The 17,876-nt window shown below is 70.0% G+C and carries 14 protein-coding genes; 9 read left to right on the forward strand and 5 right to left on the reverse strand.

All coding sequences use genetic code 11. The features are described 5' to 3' along the window. Nucleotides 1-93 precede the first annotated feature (93 nt). From AB0J78_RS04040 to AB0J78_RS04050, 3 genes are read right to left on the reverse strand one after another with little or no spacing between them, the layout of a single operon-like run. Entirely contained in the window at nucleotides 94-1,257 is a 1,164-nt protein-coding gene (locus AB0J78_RS04040) for an aminotransferase class I/II-fold pyridoxal phosphate-dependent enzyme (protein WP_363786723.1), read from the reverse strand. After that, nucleotides 1,258-1,749 (reverse strand): GNAT family N-acetyltransferase, encoded by a 492-nt coding sequence (locus tag AB0J78_RS04045; RefSeq protein ID WP_363786725.1) that lies wholly within the window; start codon nucleotides 1,747-1,749, stop codon nucleotides 1,258-1,260. It abuts the gene before it with no gap. Between the two features lie 34 nt (nucleotides 1,750-1,783). Then, nucleotides 1,784-3,187: an Nramp family divalent metal transporter gene (locus AB0J78_RS04050; RefSeq protein ID WP_363786727.1), complete on the reverse strand. Its 1,404-nt coding sequence runs from the start codon at nucleotides 3,185-3,187 to the stop codon at nucleotides 1,784-1,786. Nucleotides 3,188-3,403: 216 nt separating this feature from the next. Between AB0J78_RS04050 and AB0J78_RS04055 the strand changes: the two genes are divergently transcribed. From AB0J78_RS04055 to AB0J78_RS04065, 3 genes are all read left to right on the forward strand, one after another. After that, entirely contained in the window at nucleotides 3,404-5,764 is a 2,361-nt protein-coding gene (locus AB0J78_RS04055; protein WP_363786729.1) for a xanthine dehydrogenase family protein molybdopterin-binding subunit, read from the forward strand. A 121-nt stretch (nucleotides 5,765-5,885) separates the two neighbouring features. Further along, on the forward strand, nucleotides 5,886-6,704 hold the full coding sequence (locus AB0J78_RS04060) for an alpha/beta hydrolase (RefSeq protein ID WP_363786731.1): 819 nt from the start codon (nucleotides 5,886-5,888) through the stop codon (nucleotides 6,702-6,704). Between the two features lie 93 nt (nucleotides 6,705-6,797). Beyond that, the gene (locus tag AB0J78_RS04065) at nucleotides 6,798-8,129 is read left to right on the forward strand and encodes an MFS transporter (protein ID WP_363786733.1); all 1,332 of its coding nucleotides are present in this window, start codon (nucleotides 6,798-6,800) and stop codon (nucleotides 8,127-8,129) included. Nucleotides 8,130-8,361: 232 nt separating this feature from the next. Here AB0J78_RS04065 and AB0J78_RS04070 read toward each other — a convergent pair whose 3' ends face one another. Continuing rightward, entirely contained in the window at nucleotides 8,362-8,838 is a 477-nt protein-coding gene (locus AB0J78_RS04070; RefSeq protein ID WP_363786735.1) for an NUDIX domain-containing protein, read from the reverse strand. 48 nt (nucleotides 8,839-8,886) lie between these two features. On the opposite strand from AB0J78_RS04070, the gene AB0J78_RS04075 reads away from it, so the two are divergent. Next, nucleotides 8,887-9,912, forward strand: coding sequence for a DNA polymerase IV (locus AB0J78_RS04075; RefSeq protein WP_363786737.1), 1,026 nt, complete (start codon nucleotides 8,887-8,889; stop codon nucleotides 9,910-9,912). On the opposite strand, the gene AB0J78_RS04080 is transcribed toward AB0J78_RS04075, so the two are convergent. Continuing rightward, a complete protein-coding gene (locus AB0J78_RS04080) occupies nucleotides 9,877-10,359 on the reverse strand; it encodes an Lrp/AsnC family transcriptional regulator (protein ID WP_363786739.1) in 483 nt (160 codons plus the stop codon). The genes AB0J78_RS04075 and AB0J78_RS04080 overlap by 36 nt on opposite strands. A 129-nt stretch (nucleotides 10,360-10,488) precedes the next feature. On the opposite strand from AB0J78_RS04080, the gene AB0J78_RS04085 reads away from it, so the two are divergent. From AB0J78_RS04085 to AB0J78_RS04105, 5 genes are all read left to right on the forward strand, one after another. Beyond that, complete coding sequence (locus AB0J78_RS04085) at nucleotides 10,489-12,780, forward strand: pyruvate dehydrogenase (RefSeq protein WP_363786741.1); 2,292 nt, start codon at nucleotides 10,489-10,491, stop codon at nucleotides 12,778-12,780. 72 nt (nucleotides 12,781-12,852) lie between these two features. After that, the gene (locus AB0J78_RS04090; RefSeq protein ID WP_363786743.1) at nucleotides 12,853-13,770 is read left to right on the forward strand and encodes an acetamidase/formamidase family protein; all 918 of its coding nucleotides are present in this window, start codon (nucleotides 12,853-12,855) and stop codon (nucleotides 13,768-13,770) included. Between the two features lie 237 nt (nucleotides 13,771-14,007). After that, nucleotides 14,008-15,687, forward strand: coding sequence for a TIGR03767 family metallophosphoesterase (locus AB0J78_RS04095; protein WP_363786745.1), 1,680 nt, complete (start codon nucleotides 14,008-14,010; stop codon nucleotides 15,685-15,687). 61 nt (nucleotides 15,688-15,748) lie between these two features. Then, nucleotides 15,749-16,588, forward strand: coding sequence for a universal stress protein (locus AB0J78_RS04100; RefSeq protein WP_363786747.1), 840 nt, complete (start codon nucleotides 15,749-15,751; stop codon nucleotides 16,586-16,588). Nucleotides 16,589-16,653: 65 nt separating this feature from the next. Then, entirely contained in the window at nucleotides 16,654-17,778 is a 1,125-nt protein-coding gene (locus AB0J78_RS04105) for an NDMA-dependent alcohol dehydrogenase (protein ID WP_363786749.1), read from the forward strand. The last annotated feature ends 98 nt before the right edge of the window (nucleotides 17,779-17,876 follow it).

A 17,876-nucleotide genomic window follows, 5' to 3' on the forward strand; every position in this document is an offset into this window, starting at 1 on the left:
CCGGAACGACCCTTCGGCGAAAACTCCGGTGGCGCCGGGCCGATGTCCGATTCGTCCGGTCGGTTCAGACCAGAGCCACCCGGTGCCCCGTGGTCAGCGGTTCCGCACGGCTTCGGCGAGGTTCAGGACGATGCGTTCGAGGATCGGGCGCGGGGTGGCGAAGTTGAGGCGCGCGTGACCGCGTCCCTCCTCACCGCACGCGGGGCCGTCGGTGAGCACGACGCCCGCGTTCTCGCGGAAGAACTCACCGGGGTGGTCGCCGAGTTCGAGCGCGCGGAAGTCCAGCCACGCCAGGTAGGTGCCCTCGGGGTGCAGGTAGCCAACCTCCGGCAGGTGTTCGGCCAGCAGGGAGGTGATGGCCCGTCGGTTGCCGTCGAGGTAGTCCAGCACCTCGTCGAGCCACGGCTGCCCCGAGTCGTAGGCGGCGGTGTTGGCGATGAGCCCGAGGTTGGAGGCCCCGTCGGTGACGTGCGCGCCCAACGCGTCCAGCACTGCCGCGTCGGCGTCGTTGGAGACGATCAGCTGCGCGCACTTCAGGCCCGGCAGGTTCCACGCCTTGGACGCCGAGGTCGCGGTGATCGTGTGGTCGGCGGCGGTGTCCGACAGGGACGCGTACGGGACGTGCCGATGTCCCCGGTAGACCAGCGGGGCGTGGATCTCGTCGGAGAACACCCGGCCGCCGTTGCGGTCCACGACCTCGCAGACCGCCGTCAGCTCGTCCTGGGTGAACACCCTGCCCAGCGGGTTGTACGGATTGCACAGGATCAGCAGGTTCCCTCCCGCCTCGAACGCGGCGTCCAGCGCGTCGAGGTCGAACACGAACCCGTCCCCGTCCCGGGCCATCGGAACGGTGATCAGCTCGCGGTCCATCCCGCCGGGGACCTTCAGGAACGGCATGTAGGCCGGCGTGGGCAGGATGACCTTGCTGCCGGGGGTGCTGAAGTGCTCGATGGTGAGCCTCAGCGCGCGGATCACGTCGGGGATCGCGTGCACGCGGTCGGGGGACGGCCGCCAGTCGTGGTGCGCGGCCTGGTACTCGGCGCAGGCCCGGGACATCTCGGCGGCCAGGCGGGGCGGCTGGTAGCCGAAGTTGAGCGAATCGACGCCGGAGTGCAGGGCGTCCAGCACGGCCGGTGCCGTGCCGAAGTCCATCTCCGCGACGAACGCCCCGATCGCGTCGCCGTGCAGCGTCCATTTGAGACCACCCCGCGCGCGCAGGTCATCGATGGTCACGGCGTCGAAAGCGTTGCCCAACACTCATCCTCTCCACAGGTGCTTCTCGAACCAGTGTGAGGCGTAGGGGGCGTCGTTGTAAGCCGGGATTTCGACGTAACCGCGCTTGGCGTACAGCCGACGGGCTTCGACCAGATCGGAGCGGGTGTCCAGCCGGATCGCGTGGTAACCGAGAGCGGTGGCGTGCTCCTCGACCGCGTCGAGCAGCACGCCACCCAGCCCTCGTGCCCGGAGCCCCGGCCGGACGTACATCCGCTTGAGCTCGGCGACGCCGGGCGTCAGCTCGCGGATCCCCGCGCACCCGAGGACGTCCGGTCCCTCGCGGGCGACCAGGAAGACCCCGGTCGGCGGGTGCAACCCGTCGTTGGGGTCCTCGGCGATCGCCTCGTCCACTTCGGCCTCGGTGGCCGGGCGGTCGTAGTAGCGGCTGGCCATCTCGTCGGTGTACTCGCGCAGCAGAGCTCGGACGAACGGTTCGTCCACCGCCACGCGAACGACCTTCACATCCGTGGACACCCGATCATTGTCACCGCCGTGTCCAGCGAATTCGTCAGCCGAACTCGACGCCGAAGACGTTGAGCAGGCTGTAGATGCCCAGCAGCGTGATGGCGATGCTGCTGACCAGCAGGACGAGGTTGAACCAGCGCCCGCCGTGCAGTTCCGGGTCGACCTGGGTCTTGCGCAGGTACAAGGTCGCGATCACCACCGCGGGCAGGAAGATGCCGGTGGCCACGCCGCCGATCTGCACCATCACCACCGGGGAGGAGATCGACAGGTACGTCGCGCCCCACAGGATCGGCAGCACCACGATGAACCCGCGGACCCACTTCTCGCGGGCCACCGGGTTGTTCCAGTCGAGCACGCCGAGCGTGGCCAGCACGTTGGTGTACATCCGCGACCAGCTGGGGATCGACGCCCACAGGGTGGAACCGAGCACCGCGATCGCGCCGATCAGGAAGCCGATGGCCGCCCACTCGCCGATCACGTCGGTGTACATCTGCGACAGGGTGGTGATCATCTCGTTGCCCTCGAGCACCAGGCCCTGCGGGTTGAGCACTGCCGCGCCCATGATGAAGAACGCCAGCGTGCCGACCGTGTAGATGATCCAGGAGACGAAGACGTCCTTGTACATCACGCGGATCCAGCCCTGCGCGCGCGCCTTCCACTCCGGGCTGCCGTCGTTCGGGCCGACCCAGCGGGCGTAGCCCTTCTCCACGCACCAGTAGGTGTAGAAGGTGATCTCGTCGGCGCCGACGCCGGTGATGCCGAACATCGCCACCGCGGCTCCGATGGCGCCTGCCGGGATGGTGAAGGTCAGGCCGCTGAGCACGTCGTCGCCGCCGTAGCTGAACGGCGTGAACGGCAGTCCCAGCGCGATGACCACGGTGGCGATCGAGAACACCACGACCAGCGCGAACGCGCCGCGTTCGATCAGGTTGTAGCTGTTGGAGTACAGCAGCGCGATGCTGCCGGCCACGACGATGACCGTCCACACGCCCAGCGAGGTGGCGCTCAGCGGTTCGCCGCCGACCGGGATCAGCATGCTCAGGGCCGAGGCGGTGCCGCCGACGATGCCCCCGATCTGCAGGAACTTCGACAGCGCCATGAGGATCCACAGCACGTTGATCCAGCCGATCCGGCCGATCTTGGGCGGTACTTCGTTGAAACCGGTCAGCGCCGGTTTGCCGGTGAGGATGGTCCAGCGGGCGAGTTCGGCCTGCACGGCGACCTTCACGGCGGTGGACAGGATCACCATCCACAGCAGGACGAATCCCACCTTCGCGCCGAGGGCGGTGGTGGCGATGAGTTCGCCTGATCCGACGATCGAGGCGCTGACGATCAGTCCGGGGCCGAGATAGCGCAGGCTACCGGCCCATCCGGTGGGCGGCTCCTTGATGCCGTCTGCGGTGAGGAGGTAGGGGTCGGCGTTGGCGCTCGCGACCTTGGTTCCCATCGGGCACTCCCTTGTGCCTAGAGGTGATGCAAGAGGCGGAAGTTTTCACGTGTGTGAAAGTTTTTGTGAGGTTGTGAAAAGCTACCCACGCGAACAAGGCTGGTCAATCGATGTTGCGAGTCGGGAATTTTCCTTCCGCTTGCTCGGTTGATCACCTGTCGGCGCCGCGGTTTTCGACCGCTGCCGGTGTTCGTCCGGAGGGATAGGGTTTTTCGCATGGTGGGTTCATTGCTGGGGACCGAGGTTCAGCGCGTCGAAGATCCGGATCTGCTGCGCGGCCGGGGCACCTACATCGGCAACCTCGGGGTGGAAGGGCTGCTGCACATCGGTTTCGTGCGCTCCCACGTCGCGCACGCCGAGATCGCCGAGATCGACACGTCCGCCGCCGCCGAGGCGCCGGGCATCGTCGGTGCCTACACCGCTGCCGACCTGGACCTCCCGGTGCCGGCGCCGTTCGTGGAGGTGAACCCGAAGGTCGTTCGGCCGCCGCTGGCCACCGACCGGGTGCGCTTCGTCGGAGAACCGGTCGTGGTCATCGTGGGCGAGTCGGCCGCGGCCGTCGCCGACGCGATCGAGCTCGTCGACGTCGACTACCGCGAACTGCCGGTGGTCGCCGACCTGGAACGCGCGTTGGACGACGACGCCGAGCGGCAGTTCCCCGACCTCGGATCGAACATCGCCGCCGGATACCGCGACGGAGCGGGGGACTCGGTGCTCGACGGCGCGGACGTGGTGGTGCGCGCCCGCATCGAGAACCAGCGCGTCGCCGTCGTCCCGCTGGAGGGCAACGCCGTGGCGGTGGAACCGGGCGGGCCCGACGCGGACCACGACATCACCGTGCACGTCTCGACCCAGATGCCGCACGGCGTGCGCGGTGGTCTGGCCAAGGCGTTCGGGTTCGACGCCGACCGCGTGCGGGTGATCTCGCCGCACGTCGGCGGCGGTTTCGGCGGCAAGGCCGGGGCGATCTCCGAGCACGTGGTGGCCGTCGGGCTCGCCCTGAAGCTGGGTCGCCCGGTCCGCTGGGTCGAGGGCCGTTCGGAGAACATGCAGGGCATGCCGCACGGACGCGGCCAGGTGCAGTACGCGGAGCTGGGACTGCGCCGCGACGGCTCGATCGTCGGGATGCGCTGCCGGGTCGTCGGGGACTGCGGCGCCTACGCCGGTTTCGGCGGATCGCTGGCGCTGGGCCCGACGCGGACCATGGCGCAGGCCGTCTACGACATCCCGAAGATCAGCTACGACGGCATCGCCTCGTTGACCAACACCACGCCCGTCGGGGCCTTCCGCGGCGCCGGGAGGCCCGAGGCGGCGGCGATGGTGGAGCGGATGATGGACCTCGCCGCCGCGGAACTGGGCGTGGACCCGGTCGCGTTGCGGCGCAAGAACTTCCTGGTGCCGGAGAGCTTCCCCTACAAGACGCTGACCGGGGCCACCTACGACAGCGGCGAGTACGCGGTGCCGTTCGACGAGGCGTTGCGGCTGGCCGGTTACGAGGAGCTGCGCGCCGAGCAGGCCCGCCGCATCGAGGCCGGGGAGCACAGGCTGCTGGGCATCGGCGTCAGCGCCTACGTCGAGATCACCGGTGGCGGTGCCGGTGAGTACGCCGAGGTCGAGGTGCACGCCGACGGTGCCCGCATCCGTGTCGGCACCTCCGCGCACGGACAGGGGCACGCGACGGCGTTCGCGATGATCGTCAACGACACGCTCGGCATCCCGATGGACGAGATCGAGTTCGTGCAGTCCGACACGGCCGAGGTGCCGCGCGGCGGTGGCACCGGCGGCTCCCGCTCGCTGCAGATCGGCGGGAGCGCCGTGCGCGAGGCGGGCACGGAGGTGCTGCGGCGGGCCAAGGAGATCGCGGCCTCGAAGCTGGAGGCCGACGTGGACGACATCGAGGTGACCGATGGCGGTGGCCTGGGCGTGGTCGGCGTGCCGAGCGCGACCGTGGCCTGGGCCGAGCTGGTCGAGGCCGCAGCGCAGGAGGGCGAGCGGCTGGCGGCCAACGTCGACTTCGCCCCGGGCGGGGCGACGTTCCCGTTCGGCGGGCACGTCTCGGTCGTCGAGGTCGACGTGGAGACCGGGCAGGTCACGCCGCTGCGGCACATCGCCGTCGACGACTGCGGCCGGGTCCTCAATCCGATGCTGGTGCGCGGCCAGCAGCACGGCGGCGCCGCGCAGGGCATCGCCCAGGCGCTGTGGGAGGAGGTCACCTTCGACGCCGACGGCAACCCGGAGACCGCGACCCTGGCCGATTACGCGATCCCCTCGGCGGCGGACCTGCCGTCCTTCGAGGTGTCCAACACCGAGACGCCGACACCGCTGAACCCGCTGGGCGCCAAGGGGATCGGTGAGTCGGCGACGGTCGGCTCCACCCCTGCGGTGCAGAACGCGGTGGTGGACGCCGTCAAGCACCTGGGCGTGCGCCACATCGACATGCCGACCACGCCCGAACGCGTGTGGCAGGCCATCCGAGAGGGCGCCGCGGCGACGTACTGGCAGGAGCCGCCGGCGGCCTTCGGGACCCTGCCGGTCCGCGGGGACGACACACCTGACGAAGAGGAAGCGGTCGTCTGAGGCGTGGGTCGAGGCCCGGATTCGAATTTCGCGCGAAATTCGAACGGCGAAGTTCGGACTCGAATTTCGCGCGAAATTCGAATAGCCCTGGGCGTGCAGTGCGATGACTGCGGAGGTCTTGATGAGCTGGGAACTCGCCGAGGTGTACGAGTCGCCGCACGGGAAGGTGCGGTGGGACAGCTTCGGGGAGGGGGAGACCGTCGTGCTCATGCACGGAACTCCCTTCTCCTCCTTCGTGTGGCGGGACGTGGCCAACGCGCTGAGCGCTCGGTACCGGGTGTACCTGTGGGACATGCCCGGCTACGGGAGCTCGGCGAAGTTCGAGGGGCAGGACGTGTCGCTGGCCGCTCAGCAGGAGGTGTTCACCGGGTGGCTGCGGCACTGCGGGCTCAACGAGCCTTCGGTGATCGCCCACGACTTCGGCGGCGCGGTGTCGCTGCGCAGCGCCCTGCTGGACGGGGTGAGGTACCGGCGGCTGGCGCTGCTGGACGCGGTGAGCGTCCGGCCCTGGGGCTCGGAGTTCTTCCGCCTGGTCAACGCCAACGCCGAGGTCTTCGCCGCGCTGCCGCCGCACCTGCACGAGTCGTTGGTGCGCGGTTACCTGGCCACCGCCGCGCACCGCGAGCTGAGGCCCGACGTGGTGGACCGGATGGTGGCGCCGTGGCTCGGCGAGGACGGGCAGCCCGCCTTCTACCGGCAGATCGCCCAGGCCGATGAGCGCTACACCCGCGAGGTCGAGGACCGCTACGGCGACCTGGAGTGCCCGGTGCTCATCGGCTGGGGCGAGCAGGACTCCTGGCTCCCGGCGGATCGGGCCGGTGAGCTGGCGCGGCGCATCCCGCACGCCCGGCTGGAGTGGATCCCACAGGCCGGACACCTCGTGCAGGAGGACAACCCGGCGCGGGTGACCGCGCTGATCATGGAGTTCCTCGCCTCCTGAACGTCCAGCATGCGGGAACCCCGTCTCGGGACGTGGTCGCCGAAGGTTTAGGGTGTCGTTCGTCCGTTCGTGTTAATCAGGAGGTTCGGCGCAATGGCTGTCGGCCACACCCCGCAGGTGCGGGGTTCTGGGGACCCGGGGTCCAAAACCCCACGCAATTCGACCCGACAGGTCGTGCTCGCCAGCCTCGTAGGCACCTCGATCGAGTTCTACGACTTCTACGTCTACGCCACGGCCGCGGTGCTGATCTTCCCGAAGCTGTTCTTCCCCGCGGGTGACGAGACGGCGGCCACGCTGAACTCGCTGGCGACCTTCGGCATCGCCTTCGTCGCCCGGCCGGTGGGCTCGGCGCTGTTCGGCCACTTCGGCGACCGCATCGGCCGCAAGGCGACGCTGGTGGCGTCGCTGCTGACCATGGGCATCTCGACGGTCCTGATCGGTCTGCTGCCCGGTTATGCGCAGATCGGCATCGTGGCGCCGCTGCTGCTGGCGCTGTGCCGGTTCGGGCAGGGCCTGGGCCTGGGCGGCGAGTGGGGTGGCGCGGCGTTGCTGGCCACCGAGAACGCGCCGCCGCGCAAGCGGGCGCTGTTCGGGACGTTCCCGCAGCTGGGCGCGCCGATCGGGTTCTTCTTCGCCAACGGCCTGTTCCTGATCCTCTCCGGCGTCATGTCCGACGCCGCGTTCGCCTCGTGGGGCTGGCGGATCCCGTTCCTGGTGTCGGCGGTGCTGGTGATCGTCGGCCTGTGGGTGCGGCTGAGCCTGAACGAGACCCCGGCGTTCGCGAAGGTGCTGGAGAACAACGAGCGGGCCAAGGTGCCGTTCGTGCAGGTCTTCCGCACCGACCTCAAGGCGCTGGTGCTGGGCACGCTCATCATGCTGGCGACCTACGTGCTGTTCTACCTGATGACCGTCTTCTCGCTGTCCTACGGCACCTCCGCCTCCGGCCTGGGCTACGAGCGCTCGACGTTCCTGGTGATGCTGCTGGTCGGCGTGGTGTTCTTCGGCCTGACGGTGCCGGTGGCCGGGCTGCTGGCCGACCGCTACGGCCGGCGTCCCACGCTGGTGATCACCACCATCGCGATCATCGTGTTCGGCCTGCTCATGGGCCCGTGGTTCGGCACCCACTCGACCACGGCCACGGTGCTGTTCCTGGTGGTCGGCCTCGGTCTGATGGGCATGACCTTCGGCCCGATGGGCGCGCTGCTGCCCGAGCTGTTCCCGACCGCGGTGCGCTACACCGGCGCCTCGGTGTCCTACAACCTGGCCAGCCTGCTGGGCGCCTCGGTCGCGCCCTACATCGCCACCTGGCTGGCCGGTTCCTACGGACTGGGCTGGGTCGGCGTCTACCTGGCGGTGGCCGGCGCGGTCACCCTGCTCGCCCTGCTGGCCAGCCGCGAGACGCGGGACAAGTCGCTGGAAGCGTGAGCCTCGGCTCGTGAGGCCCCGTCCGGATCTTCCGGGCGGGGCCTCGTGCTTGAGACCCGACCCGAAGACCGGACGCGGATTACCGCCGTAATCGGGACGCCGAATACCGCCGTAATCGGGACGCGGATTACCGCCGTAATCGGGACGCGGAATACCGCCGTAATCGGGGGCCTGATTACCGGAGTAATCCGGGTTTCGGGGCGGGGCCAGTGGGGTCGCCGAGGGCTCGGGGTTACGGGGTGAGGTGGGCGAGGAGGCGGTCGACGAAGGGGGTTTGGGCGGGGTTGAGCTTGGTGCGGGCCGTGTCGGCGTCGCACCAGAGGGCTCGGTCGACCTCCGGGAAGGTTTGGCGGCGGCCGGAGCGGGGTGGCCATTCGAGGTCGAAGGTGTTGCTGCGCAAGGCTTCCACGTCGAAGTCGCCCTCGGCGGCCCACGCCTGGATGACCTTGCCGCTGCGCAGCTTCACCTCGCCCAGGGCGACCAGGTCGTGGTCCGGCAGGGCCATGCCGGTCTCCTCGGTGAACTCGCGCAGGGCCGCGGCCTTCGGGTCCTCGCCGGGTTCGTACTCGCCCTTGGGCAGGCTCCAGGCGCCCTCGTCCTTGTTCTTGAAGAACGGACCGCCGGGGTGGACGATCAGCAGCTTCGGGCCGTCGGGGCGGTACAGCAGGATTCCGGCGCTTCGCTTGCTCACCGCGACAGTCTCGCGCATCGGCGCGGGACCTGGCGCGAGCGGGCGTTTCCGACGATGCTGACCGGCGTGGAACGGGTGGTGCTGCACATCGATCTCGACCAGTTCATCGTCGCCGTGGAGCTGCTGCGGCATCCCGACCTGGTCGGCAAGCCGGTGCTGGTCGGGGGCTCGGGTGACCCGACCGAACGCGGCGTGGTCGCGGGCGCCTCCTACGAGGCCCGCGCCCAGGGCGTGAAGTCGGGAACGCCGCTGCGCACGGCGGCGGCGCGATGCCCGGAGGCGGTGTTCCTGCCCGCCGACCGCGAGACCTACCTGGCCGCCTCCGCCGACGTGATGACCGCGCTCGGCGAGCTGGGCGGAGTCCTGGAGGTCATCGGGTGGGACGAGGCGTTCATGCTCGTCGACACCGAGGACGCCGTCGCCACCGCCCGCTACGTCCAGCGCTACGTCCGCGAGCGCACCGCGCTGAACTGCTCGATCGGCATCGGTGACAACAAGCTGCGCGCGAAACTGGCCTCCGGCATGGGAAAACCCGCCGGGGTGTTCCGGCTGGACGTGACCAACTGGGTCGAGGTGATGGCCGACAAGCCCACCGACGCGCTGCAAGGGGTGGGCGCCAAGACCGCCAAGAAGCTCGCCGCCCGGGGCATCGCCACCGTGTCCGAGCTGGCCCGCACGCCGATGGCGGACCTGGCGGGCGAGTTCGGCCCCAACATCGGGCCATGGCTGGTGGCGCTCGCGCACGGCTACGACTCCACGCCGGTCAGCGACGAGCCGTTCCGCGCCCGCTCGCACGGTCGCGAGGTCACCTTCCAGCGCGACCTGCGCGAGGTCGAGCCGATGCGCGCCGAGATCACCCGCCTGTCCCGCCAGGTCTCCGAGGACCTGGCCGCCGACGACACGCTGGCCCGCCGGGTGGTGGTCAAGGTCCGCGACTCCCGCTTCGCCACCCACACCCACGGCGTCACGCTCGCCGAACCCACCAGGGCCTTCGAGCCCATCGACGTCGCGGCCCAGCAGGCGCTGGACCGCTTCCCGCTGGACCGCCCGGTCCGGCTACTGGGCGTCCGGGCGGAGCTTGTCCGCGAGTAGCGGGGTCAGGCGAAAGTCGACGAGGGTGCGCATGGCCAGCGAGAAGCTGGTGCGCTCCACGCCCGGGGTGTCGAGGACGCGCCCCGCGATGCGGTACAGCTGGTCGGCGTCGGTGGCGACCACGCGCACCAGCAGGTCCGAGTCGCCGGTGAGCCCGAAAACCTCCACCACCTCCGGGATCTCGGCCAGCGCACCGGCCAGCCGGTCGAGGTGCTGCTGGGTGACCTGGACGGTGATGAACGCGGTCAGCGGGTAGCCCAGGGTCGCCGGGTCGATGCGGCGTTCGAACGAACCGAGTTTCGGTTCCAGCTTCGCCAGCCTCGCCTGAACCGTGTTGCGGGACAGCCCGACTCGCTCGGCCAGCGCGACCACGGTCGCCCGCGGTTCCTCGCGCAGGGCCAGCAGCAGCCGGATGTCGATGTCGTCGAGCGGCTCGGCGGTGGGCAATCTGTTCACCTCGTCGGTCGTTCCGGCCCGGCTCGGTGAGCAGATTGCTCGATTCGCCGACCGGGTCTTGTGCAGTGATTCTTGTCTTGGTGTTCTTCTCAGTGCAATGTGGCAACGCGAGGAGGCGTGATGACGAGCCTGGTACCGGTGCGCGCCGAGACGGCGGATCTGCGTGAGGTCGAGCAGCGGGTGCTGTGGCTGGCGACCGCGATGATCGACCACGCCAACAGGGTGCGACCGAACAGCTCCGGGCTCAAGGTCGGCGGGCACCAGGCGTCCTGCGCCTCGATGGTCTCGATCATGACCGCGCTGTACTTCGAACACCTCACCGCCGCCGACCGCGTGTCGGTCAAACCGCACGCCTCGCCGGTGCTGCACGCGATCAACTACCTGCTCGGCTCGCTCGACGAGGAGCACCTGACCACGCTGCGCGAGTACGGCGGGGTGCAGAGCTACCCGAGCCGCACCAAGGACCCCGACCCGGCCGACTACTCCACCGGCTCGGTCGGCATCGGTGCCACCGCGCCGATCTGGGGCGCGGTGGCCCGCCGCTACGTCGACACCCACGGCGGAGGGGCGGGCACCGGACGCCAGTACTCGCTGCTCGGCGACGCCGAGCTCGACGAGGGCGCCTGCTGGGAGGCGATCCTCGACCCGACCGTCGCCGACCTGGGCGAGGTGGTCTGGATCGTCGACCTCAACCGGCAGTCGCTGGACCGCGTCGTGCCCAACATCGCCGCGAACCGGCTGCAGGGCATGTTCACCGCGGCGGGCTGGCAGGTCATCACCCTCAAGTACGGCCAGGTGCTGGAGGAGCTGTTCACCCGTCCCGGCGGCGCGGCGCTGCGCGAACGCATCGACGGCATGAGCAACCCCGAGTACCAGCGCCTGCTGCGCTGCACCCCGCAGCAGCTGCGGGAGCGAATTCCCTCCGGCGACGACGCGATCGAGCGACTGCTGTCCGATGTGGACGACGAGACGCTGGCGGTGGCCATCCGCAACCTGGGCGGGCACGACCTGGACGCGCTGGACTCGGCGTTCAAGTCCATCGACGACACCCGGCCCACGGTCATCTTCGCCTACACCATCAAGGGCTACGGCCTGGCGACCGAGGGGCACCCGCAGAACCACGGTTCGCTGCTCGGCGAGGAGCAGATGCGGCAGCTGGCCGGTCAGGTCGGCGCCGACCTCGACGACCCGTGGCACCGCTTCGCCGACGACAGCCCGGCCGGGAAGCGCTGCGCGGAAACGGCTTCCCGGTTGAGCCGCCGCGAACGCGCCCGCGTCAAGCCGCCGAAGCTGCCCACCGACATCGGGCGCACGCCGAGCGGGACGACCACGACGCAGGCGGCGCTGGGGCGCACGCTGCTGGACCTGACCCGCGAGTCGCCGGAGGCGGCCGAGCGGATCGTGACGCTGGCACCCGACGTCAGCTCGACCACCAACCTCGGGGGCTGGCTGAACAAGGTCGGCGTGTGGTCCCCGTCCGAGCGCGTCGACTGGTTCGCCGACGACGCCGAGACCATCCTGCACTGGCGGGAACGGCCCGCTGGCCAGCACATCGAACTGGGCATCGCCGAGACCAACCTAGTCAGCCTGCTCGGCGAGCTCGGCTCGACCTGGAGCCGGTGGGGTCAGCCGCTGCTGCCGATCGGCGTGGTCTACGACTGCTTCCTGGGGCGCGCGCTGGAGCCGTGGTCGTTCGGCGTGTACGGCGGCGGGCAGTCGATCCTGGTCGGGACGCCGTCCGGGGTGAGCCTGGCGCCCGAGGGCGGGGCGCACCAGTCGGTCGGCACGCCCTCGATCGGGTTGGAGCAGCCCGGCGTGACGAGCTACGAACCCGCGTTCGCCGTCGACGCCGAGTGGTGCCTGCTGGAGGCCATGTCGCAGCTCGGCAAGACCGGTGGGTCCTCGTCCTACCTGCGGTTGTCGACGCGTCCGGTGGATCAGTCGCTGGCGTCGGTGCCCTCCGATCCGGCGGCCCGCGAACGCCGCCGCAGGCAGGTCGTCGGAGGCGCCTACGCGCTGCGGCGCGACCCCGACCCGCAGGTGACGCTGGTGGGCATGGGTGCGCTGATGACCGAGACGTTGGCCGCGGCCGACCGGCTGGCCGACCAGGGGGTCGGCGCCGACGTCGTGTGCGTGACCAGCGCGGACCTGCTGTTCCGGGCTCATCGGGGCGATGCGGACCGGGGCGTGCTGGACCAGGTCTTCCCGGCGGATCGGGCGCGTCCGATGGTCACCGTCCTGGATGGACACCCGCACGCGCTGGCGTTCCTGGCCGGTGTCAACCGGATTCAGGCAGTCCACTTGGGCGTGACCGGCTTCGGCCAGTCCGGATCTCTCGAAGACGTCTACCGCCACCACGGTCTCGACACCAGCACCATCATCCGGGCCGCCCTCGACGTGACGCATCGCTGACGTGGGTTCCCTCACTTGGCCAGGAGCGTCCGTCCTGGTTGGGTGATGGGAGTTCCAGGGGCGGAGGTCGTGGTGGGTTCTTTCGAGGTTCGGGCCGAGGCGGGCAGCGTCGTCGACGTGTTCAGCCGGGACACCGCGCCGGTGCTCACCGTGGAGGCCGGGGACGTCGTGACGGTGGAGTCGCTGGATTCCAGCGGGTTCCTGCGGCGCCACGAGGTGCCGGGGGAGCAGCAGCCCGTCATGTTCGCCGAGCGGCGGGGGCATTGCCTGACCGGCCCGATCGCCGTGCGCGGCGCCAAGCCCGGGATGGTGCTGGCCGTGCACTTCGAGGAGCTCACCCCGGTCGAGTGGGGGTGGACGGCGACCGCGGGCAAGGACGACTGGCTGATGCGCCGGCTGCGCGTGGACGACGCCGAGCGGACCTGGTTGCTGTGGGAGCTCGACGGCCGGACCGGCACCGACCAGCACGGGCACACCGTGCGGCTCGCGCCGTTCCTCGGCGTGGTCGGCATGCCGCCGGAGGAGCCCGGTGAGCACTCGACCATCCCGCCGCGCCCCGAAGGCGGTGGCAACATCGACTGCCGCGAGCTCGTCGCCGGCTCGACCCTGTACCTGCCGGTCACGGTTCCGGACGCGATGCTGCTGCTCGGCGACGGCCACGCCCGGCAGGGCGACGGCGAGGTCGGGGGCACGGCCATCGAGTGCGGCATGACGACCCGGGTGCGGCTCGATCTGGTCGTGGACCGCCCGGTTCCCGGCATCCACGCCGAAACCCCCTCCGGTCTGGTCACGTTCGGTTTCGACGCCGACCTCAACGAGGCCACCGCCACCGCGTTGAGCGCGATGGTCGACTGGCTGCAGATCGAGCAGGCCCTCGACCGGGGCGCGGCGCTGGCGCTGGCGAGCGCGACGGTCGACATGCGCATCACCCAGATCGCCAACCAGACCTGGGGCGTCCACGCCGTGCTGCCGACCGGCGTCTTGGGGTAGGAGGCCGGGCTCCGTTCGCCCGGCGGTGCGGCACGACTCCGACACGTCCGCGCGGCGTGGTCGCCGAAGACGTGTCGGAAACCCGTTGACGGCTCGCGGCTGCGTCGGCTCGTTTCTGCGATCTCGGTTGGGCCGTTCGAGTGGTGTTTCCCGGGCTTTCACCTGAACTGAGGTGTTCCACATCCGCTAAACATGAAAGATTTTCTGATCAGTTCCGGCGCGATCAGAGGACTGGGTATGGCGGACTTGAACAGACGCGGCTTCATGCTGGCCGCGGGCATCACGGGCATGGCACTGGGCATCGGCTCCGCTTCCGCGAGCGCCCGACCAGCTCGAACGACCTTGGAGGTGGCCGCGCAACCCGCTGCCGGCGAGGGCTACCGGCGGCTGATCGCCGGACCGGGCTGGCCGCAGGTCGTGCGCACCGAACTCGCCGTGGCCGACCCGGGCCGGATCGACCGGCGGGTTCCGATCACCGCGTTCACCCAGTTCACCGACATGCACGTCACCGACGCGCAGAGCCCGGCTCGCTTCGAGTACCTGCACCCGCTGGCCGGTGGGGCTTTCCGGCCACAGGAGACGCTGGGCGCGCTGGCCGCCGCGCACCTGGTGCAGCGGGTCAACGAGCTGCGCACCGGCCCGGTCACCGGGGCGCCGATGGCCTTCATGATCACCACCGGTGACAGCACCGACAACCACGAGTTCGCGGAGCTCGACTGGTACTTCGCCGTCCTCAACGGAGGGCGGATCGCGCAGAACACCGGCGCCGCCCACTACGAAGGGGTCCAGGACTCGGGCGACCCGCTGTACTGGCACCCCGAGGGCGGCGTCGAGGACCGCTTCCGCGAAGCCGGGTTCCCCGTGCTTCCCGGGCTGCTCACCGACGCGCTCCGGCCCTTCGCCAGTCCCGGTCTGGACATCCCCTGGTACGCGGTGTTCGGCAACCACGACAACAGCGTCATGGGAACCCTCGCCGACCAGGTCATCCCGCGCGTCAACGACTGGTACACCGGCGACCGCAAGATCATCGGGCGGGATGAGCGGGAGGCGGCCGCCGTCGCCCAGATGCTGCACGGCACGCGCGAGGCATCGGGCCAGATGGTGCTCGGCGGCAACACCGTCGTGCAGACCGTGACGCCCGACGAGCGGCGGCACCCCTTCACCACCGAGCAGTTCATCACCGCCCACCTCGACGAGGCCAACACCGGGCCGGGCCCGATCGGCCACGGGTTCGACGCCGCGGACCCCAAGCCGTACTACACCTTCCGCATCGCCCCGGGCATCACCGGAATCGCCATGGACAGCACCAACACCGCCGGTCTGGCCGAGGGCTCGCTCGGGCTGACCCAGTACCGGTGGCTGCAGGACGTGCTGACCCGGGGCAGCTCCACCCACTACGACGAGCTCGGCCGCAAGCAGTCCCGGCACGGCACCGACGAGCTGTTCGTGCTGTTCAGCCACCACACCTCGGACACGATGACCGCCCTGTGGCCCGACTTCCGCTCGCCCGGCGAGGCCCGCGTGGGCGGGGACCGCGTGGTCCGGCTGCTCCAGCGGTTCCCCAACGTGCTGGCCTGGGTCAACGGCCACACCCACCGCAACACCATCACCCCGCACGCCGCCGACGAGCCCGAACGCGGCTTCTGGGAGATCAACACCGCGTCGCACGTCGACTTCCCGCAGCTGGCCAGGACCATCGAGATCGCCGACAACCGCGACGGCACGTTGTCGCTGTTCACGACCTTGATCGAGGCCGACAGCCCGTACCAGGCCGACTACGACGACCGCTCTCCCGCCGGGCTCGCCGCGCTGTACCGGGAGCTGTCGTTCAACGACCCGCACACCGACCTGAGCCAGCTCGGCGCCCACACCGACCGCAACACCGAACTGCTCGTGCCGGGCCGCCTGCCGATCTGATCCGGGAGGCGCGCCGGGCCCCGGTCGACGACCCTGGGAGGGGACGACCAAGGAGGCCATGATGAACGTCGTGGTGGGAGTCGACGGTTCGGCCGTCGCGCGCAACGCCGCCGCGTGGGCGGCGCGAGAAGCTGTGCGAAGGGGCTGCGAGCTGCGGATCGTCTACGCGGACCCCATGGCTCACGCTGGCGCGGACCACGTCCGTACCCAGGTGGCGCACTGGCTCGCTGACGCAGCCGAATACGTTGAGGCCAAGCAGCCGGACGCAAAGGTGACTACCGCAGCAATCCCGGGTTCACCCGAGCGGGTGCTCCTCGCCGAGTCGGCCGCCGCCGAGTTGGTAGTGGTGGGTGACCGGGGCTTCGGCGGGTTCACCGGCCTGCTGGCGGGTGCGGTCGCGGTCAAGGTCGCCGCGCACGCTGTCGGCTCGGTCGTGGTGGTGCCCGACGTGGGAGATCCGCCCACGTTCCCGACCGCCGGCCCGGTCGTGGTCGGCGTTGACGACGCCGAATCCGCCGCGCCGGTGCTCGCGCAGGCGTTCCGGCTGGCCGACACGCTCGGCGAACCGCTGCACGTGGTCCACACCTGGGAGATCGTCGGAATCGACCTGAAGTGGCTGCGCAGCAGGCTGCCGAGCGAGGAGGTCGCGGAGCAGGAGCAGCGCTTCCTCGCCGAGGTCATGGCCGGCTGGCGGGAGCGGTTCCCCGGCGTCGAGGTCGAGCGGATCGTGGGGCGCGGTTCCCCGGTGGCGGCGCTGATCAACCACTCGACCGAGGCACAACTGGTGGTCGTGGGCGCGCACGGACGTGGTGGTGTCGCAGGCGCCCACCTGGGCTCGACCAGCCACAAGCTGATCCACCACACACCGGCGCCGCTGCTGATCGTTCGATCGCGGCATTGACTTCGGTGTGACCGAGTTCTCATTCTCAGATGCGCATGTGCTTCCGCACTCGACGAGGAGTGGTTATGAAGACGAAGGCCGCGATCCTGCACGAGCCGGGCAAGGACTGGGAAGTCGAAGAGATCGAACTGGGCGATCCGATCGAGGGCGAAGTGCAGGTGAGGCTCGCGGCCTCCGGCCTGTGCCACTCGGATGAGCACCTGCGGACCGGCGCCACCCCGATGGCGATCTACCCCGCCGTAGGTGGGCACGAAGGTGCGGGTGTGGTCACCCAGGTGGGTGCCGGGGTCACCGGGATCGAGGAAGGCGACCACGTGGTCCTGACCTTCATCCCGGGCTGCGGCAGATGTCGTGCGTGCGCGAAGGGGATGCAGAACCTCTGCGACGCGGGCGCGGGCCTGCTCTCCGGTGAGGCGATCTCCGGTGGTCACCGCATCTCCTACCAGGGAAGCCCCGCCGCCCCGATGTGCCTGCTGGGCACCTTCGCGCCGTACGTGACGGTCAACCAGGCGTCGGTGCTCACCATCGAGAAGGACATCCCGCTGGAGAAGGCCGCGCTGCTGGGCTGCGGCGTGTCGACCGGCTGGGGGACCGCCACCGAGATCGGCGAGACGCGCACCGGTGACACGGTGGTCGTCGTGGGCTGCGGCGGCGTCGGCATCAACGCCGTGCAGGGAGCCGCGGCGGCGGGTGCGCGTTACGTCGTGGCGGTGGACCCGGTGGAGTTCAAGCGGACCAAGGCCGAGGAGCTCGGGGCCACGCACTCCTTCGCCTCGATGGCCGAAGCGCACGAAGCGGTCGGGGAGCTGACCTGGGGTCAGCTGGCCGACAGCGTGCTGATCTGCATCGGCGAGACCACCGGTGAGCACCTGCAGCCGGCGTTGTCGATGACCAAGAAGGGCGGTCAGGTCGTGGTCACCGGCATGGGCCGCGCCGACCAGATCGACGCCCAGGTGAGCCTGTTCGAGCTCACCCTGCTGCAGAAGCGGTTGCAGGGCGCGATCTTCGGCGGAGTCAGCCCGCGCACCCAGATCCCGCGGCTGCTGGAGCACTACCGCAACGGCACCCTCAAGCTCGACGAGCTGATCACCACCGAGTACAAGCTGGAGGACATCAACACCGGCTACGCCGACATGATGGCGGGCAAGAACTTGCGCGGGCTGATCCGCTACACCGAAGCCGACTACTGAGAAACCTGGTAGTGGTTGTTCTGCTCGGCGGTGCGGGTAGCGGAACCTGAGCGCCTTCGTGGACTCCGTGCGCCGCTCCTCGTGCATGTCCAATACGC

The organism is Saccharopolyspora sp. NPDC049426 (genome assembly GCF_040676935.1).
Taxonomy (GTDB): Bacteria; Actinomycetota; Actinomycetes; order Mycobacteriales; family Pseudonocardiaceae; genus Saccharopolyspora.

Excerpts from the sequence above, each read along its gene's own strand:
- AB0J78_RS04070 (WP_363786735.1), bottom strand. The coding sequence starts at position 8,838 with ATGCGCGAGACTGTCGCGGTGAGCAAGCGAAGCGCCGGAATCCTGCTG.
- AB0J78_RS04100 (WP_363786747.1), top strand. The coding sequence starts at position 15,749 with ATGAACGTCGTGGTGGGAGTCGACGGTTCGGCCGTCGCGCGCAACGCC.
- AB0J78_RS04105 (WP_363786749.1), top strand. The coding sequence starts at position 16,654 with ATGAAGACGAAGGCCGCGATCCTGCACGAGCCGGGCAAGGACTGGGAA.
- AB0J78_RS04085 (WP_363786741.1), top strand. The coding sequence starts at position 10,489 with ATGACGAGCCTGGTACCGGTGCGCGCCGAGACGGCGGATCTGCGTGAG.
- AB0J78_RS04095 (WP_363786745.1), top strand. The coding sequence starts at position 14,008 with ATGGCGGACTTGAACAGACGCGGCTTCATGCTGGCCGCGGGCATCACG.
- AB0J78_RS04050 (WP_363786727.1), bottom strand. The coding sequence starts at position 3,187 with ATGGGAACCAAGGTCGCGAGCGCCAACGCCGACCCCTACCTCCTCACC.
- AB0J78_RS04065 (WP_363786733.1), top strand. The coding sequence starts at position 6,798 with ATGGCTGTCGGCCACACCCCGCAGGTGCGGGGTTCTGGGGACCCGGGG.
- AB0J78_RS04060 (WP_363786731.1), top strand. The coding sequence starts at position 5,886 with ATGAGCTGGGAACTCGCCGAGGTGTACGAGTCGCCGCACGGGAAGGTG.
- AB0J78_RS04055 (WP_363786729.1), top strand. The coding sequence starts at position 3,404 with ATGGTGGGTTCATTGCTGGGGACCGAGGTTCAGCGCGTCGAAGATCCG.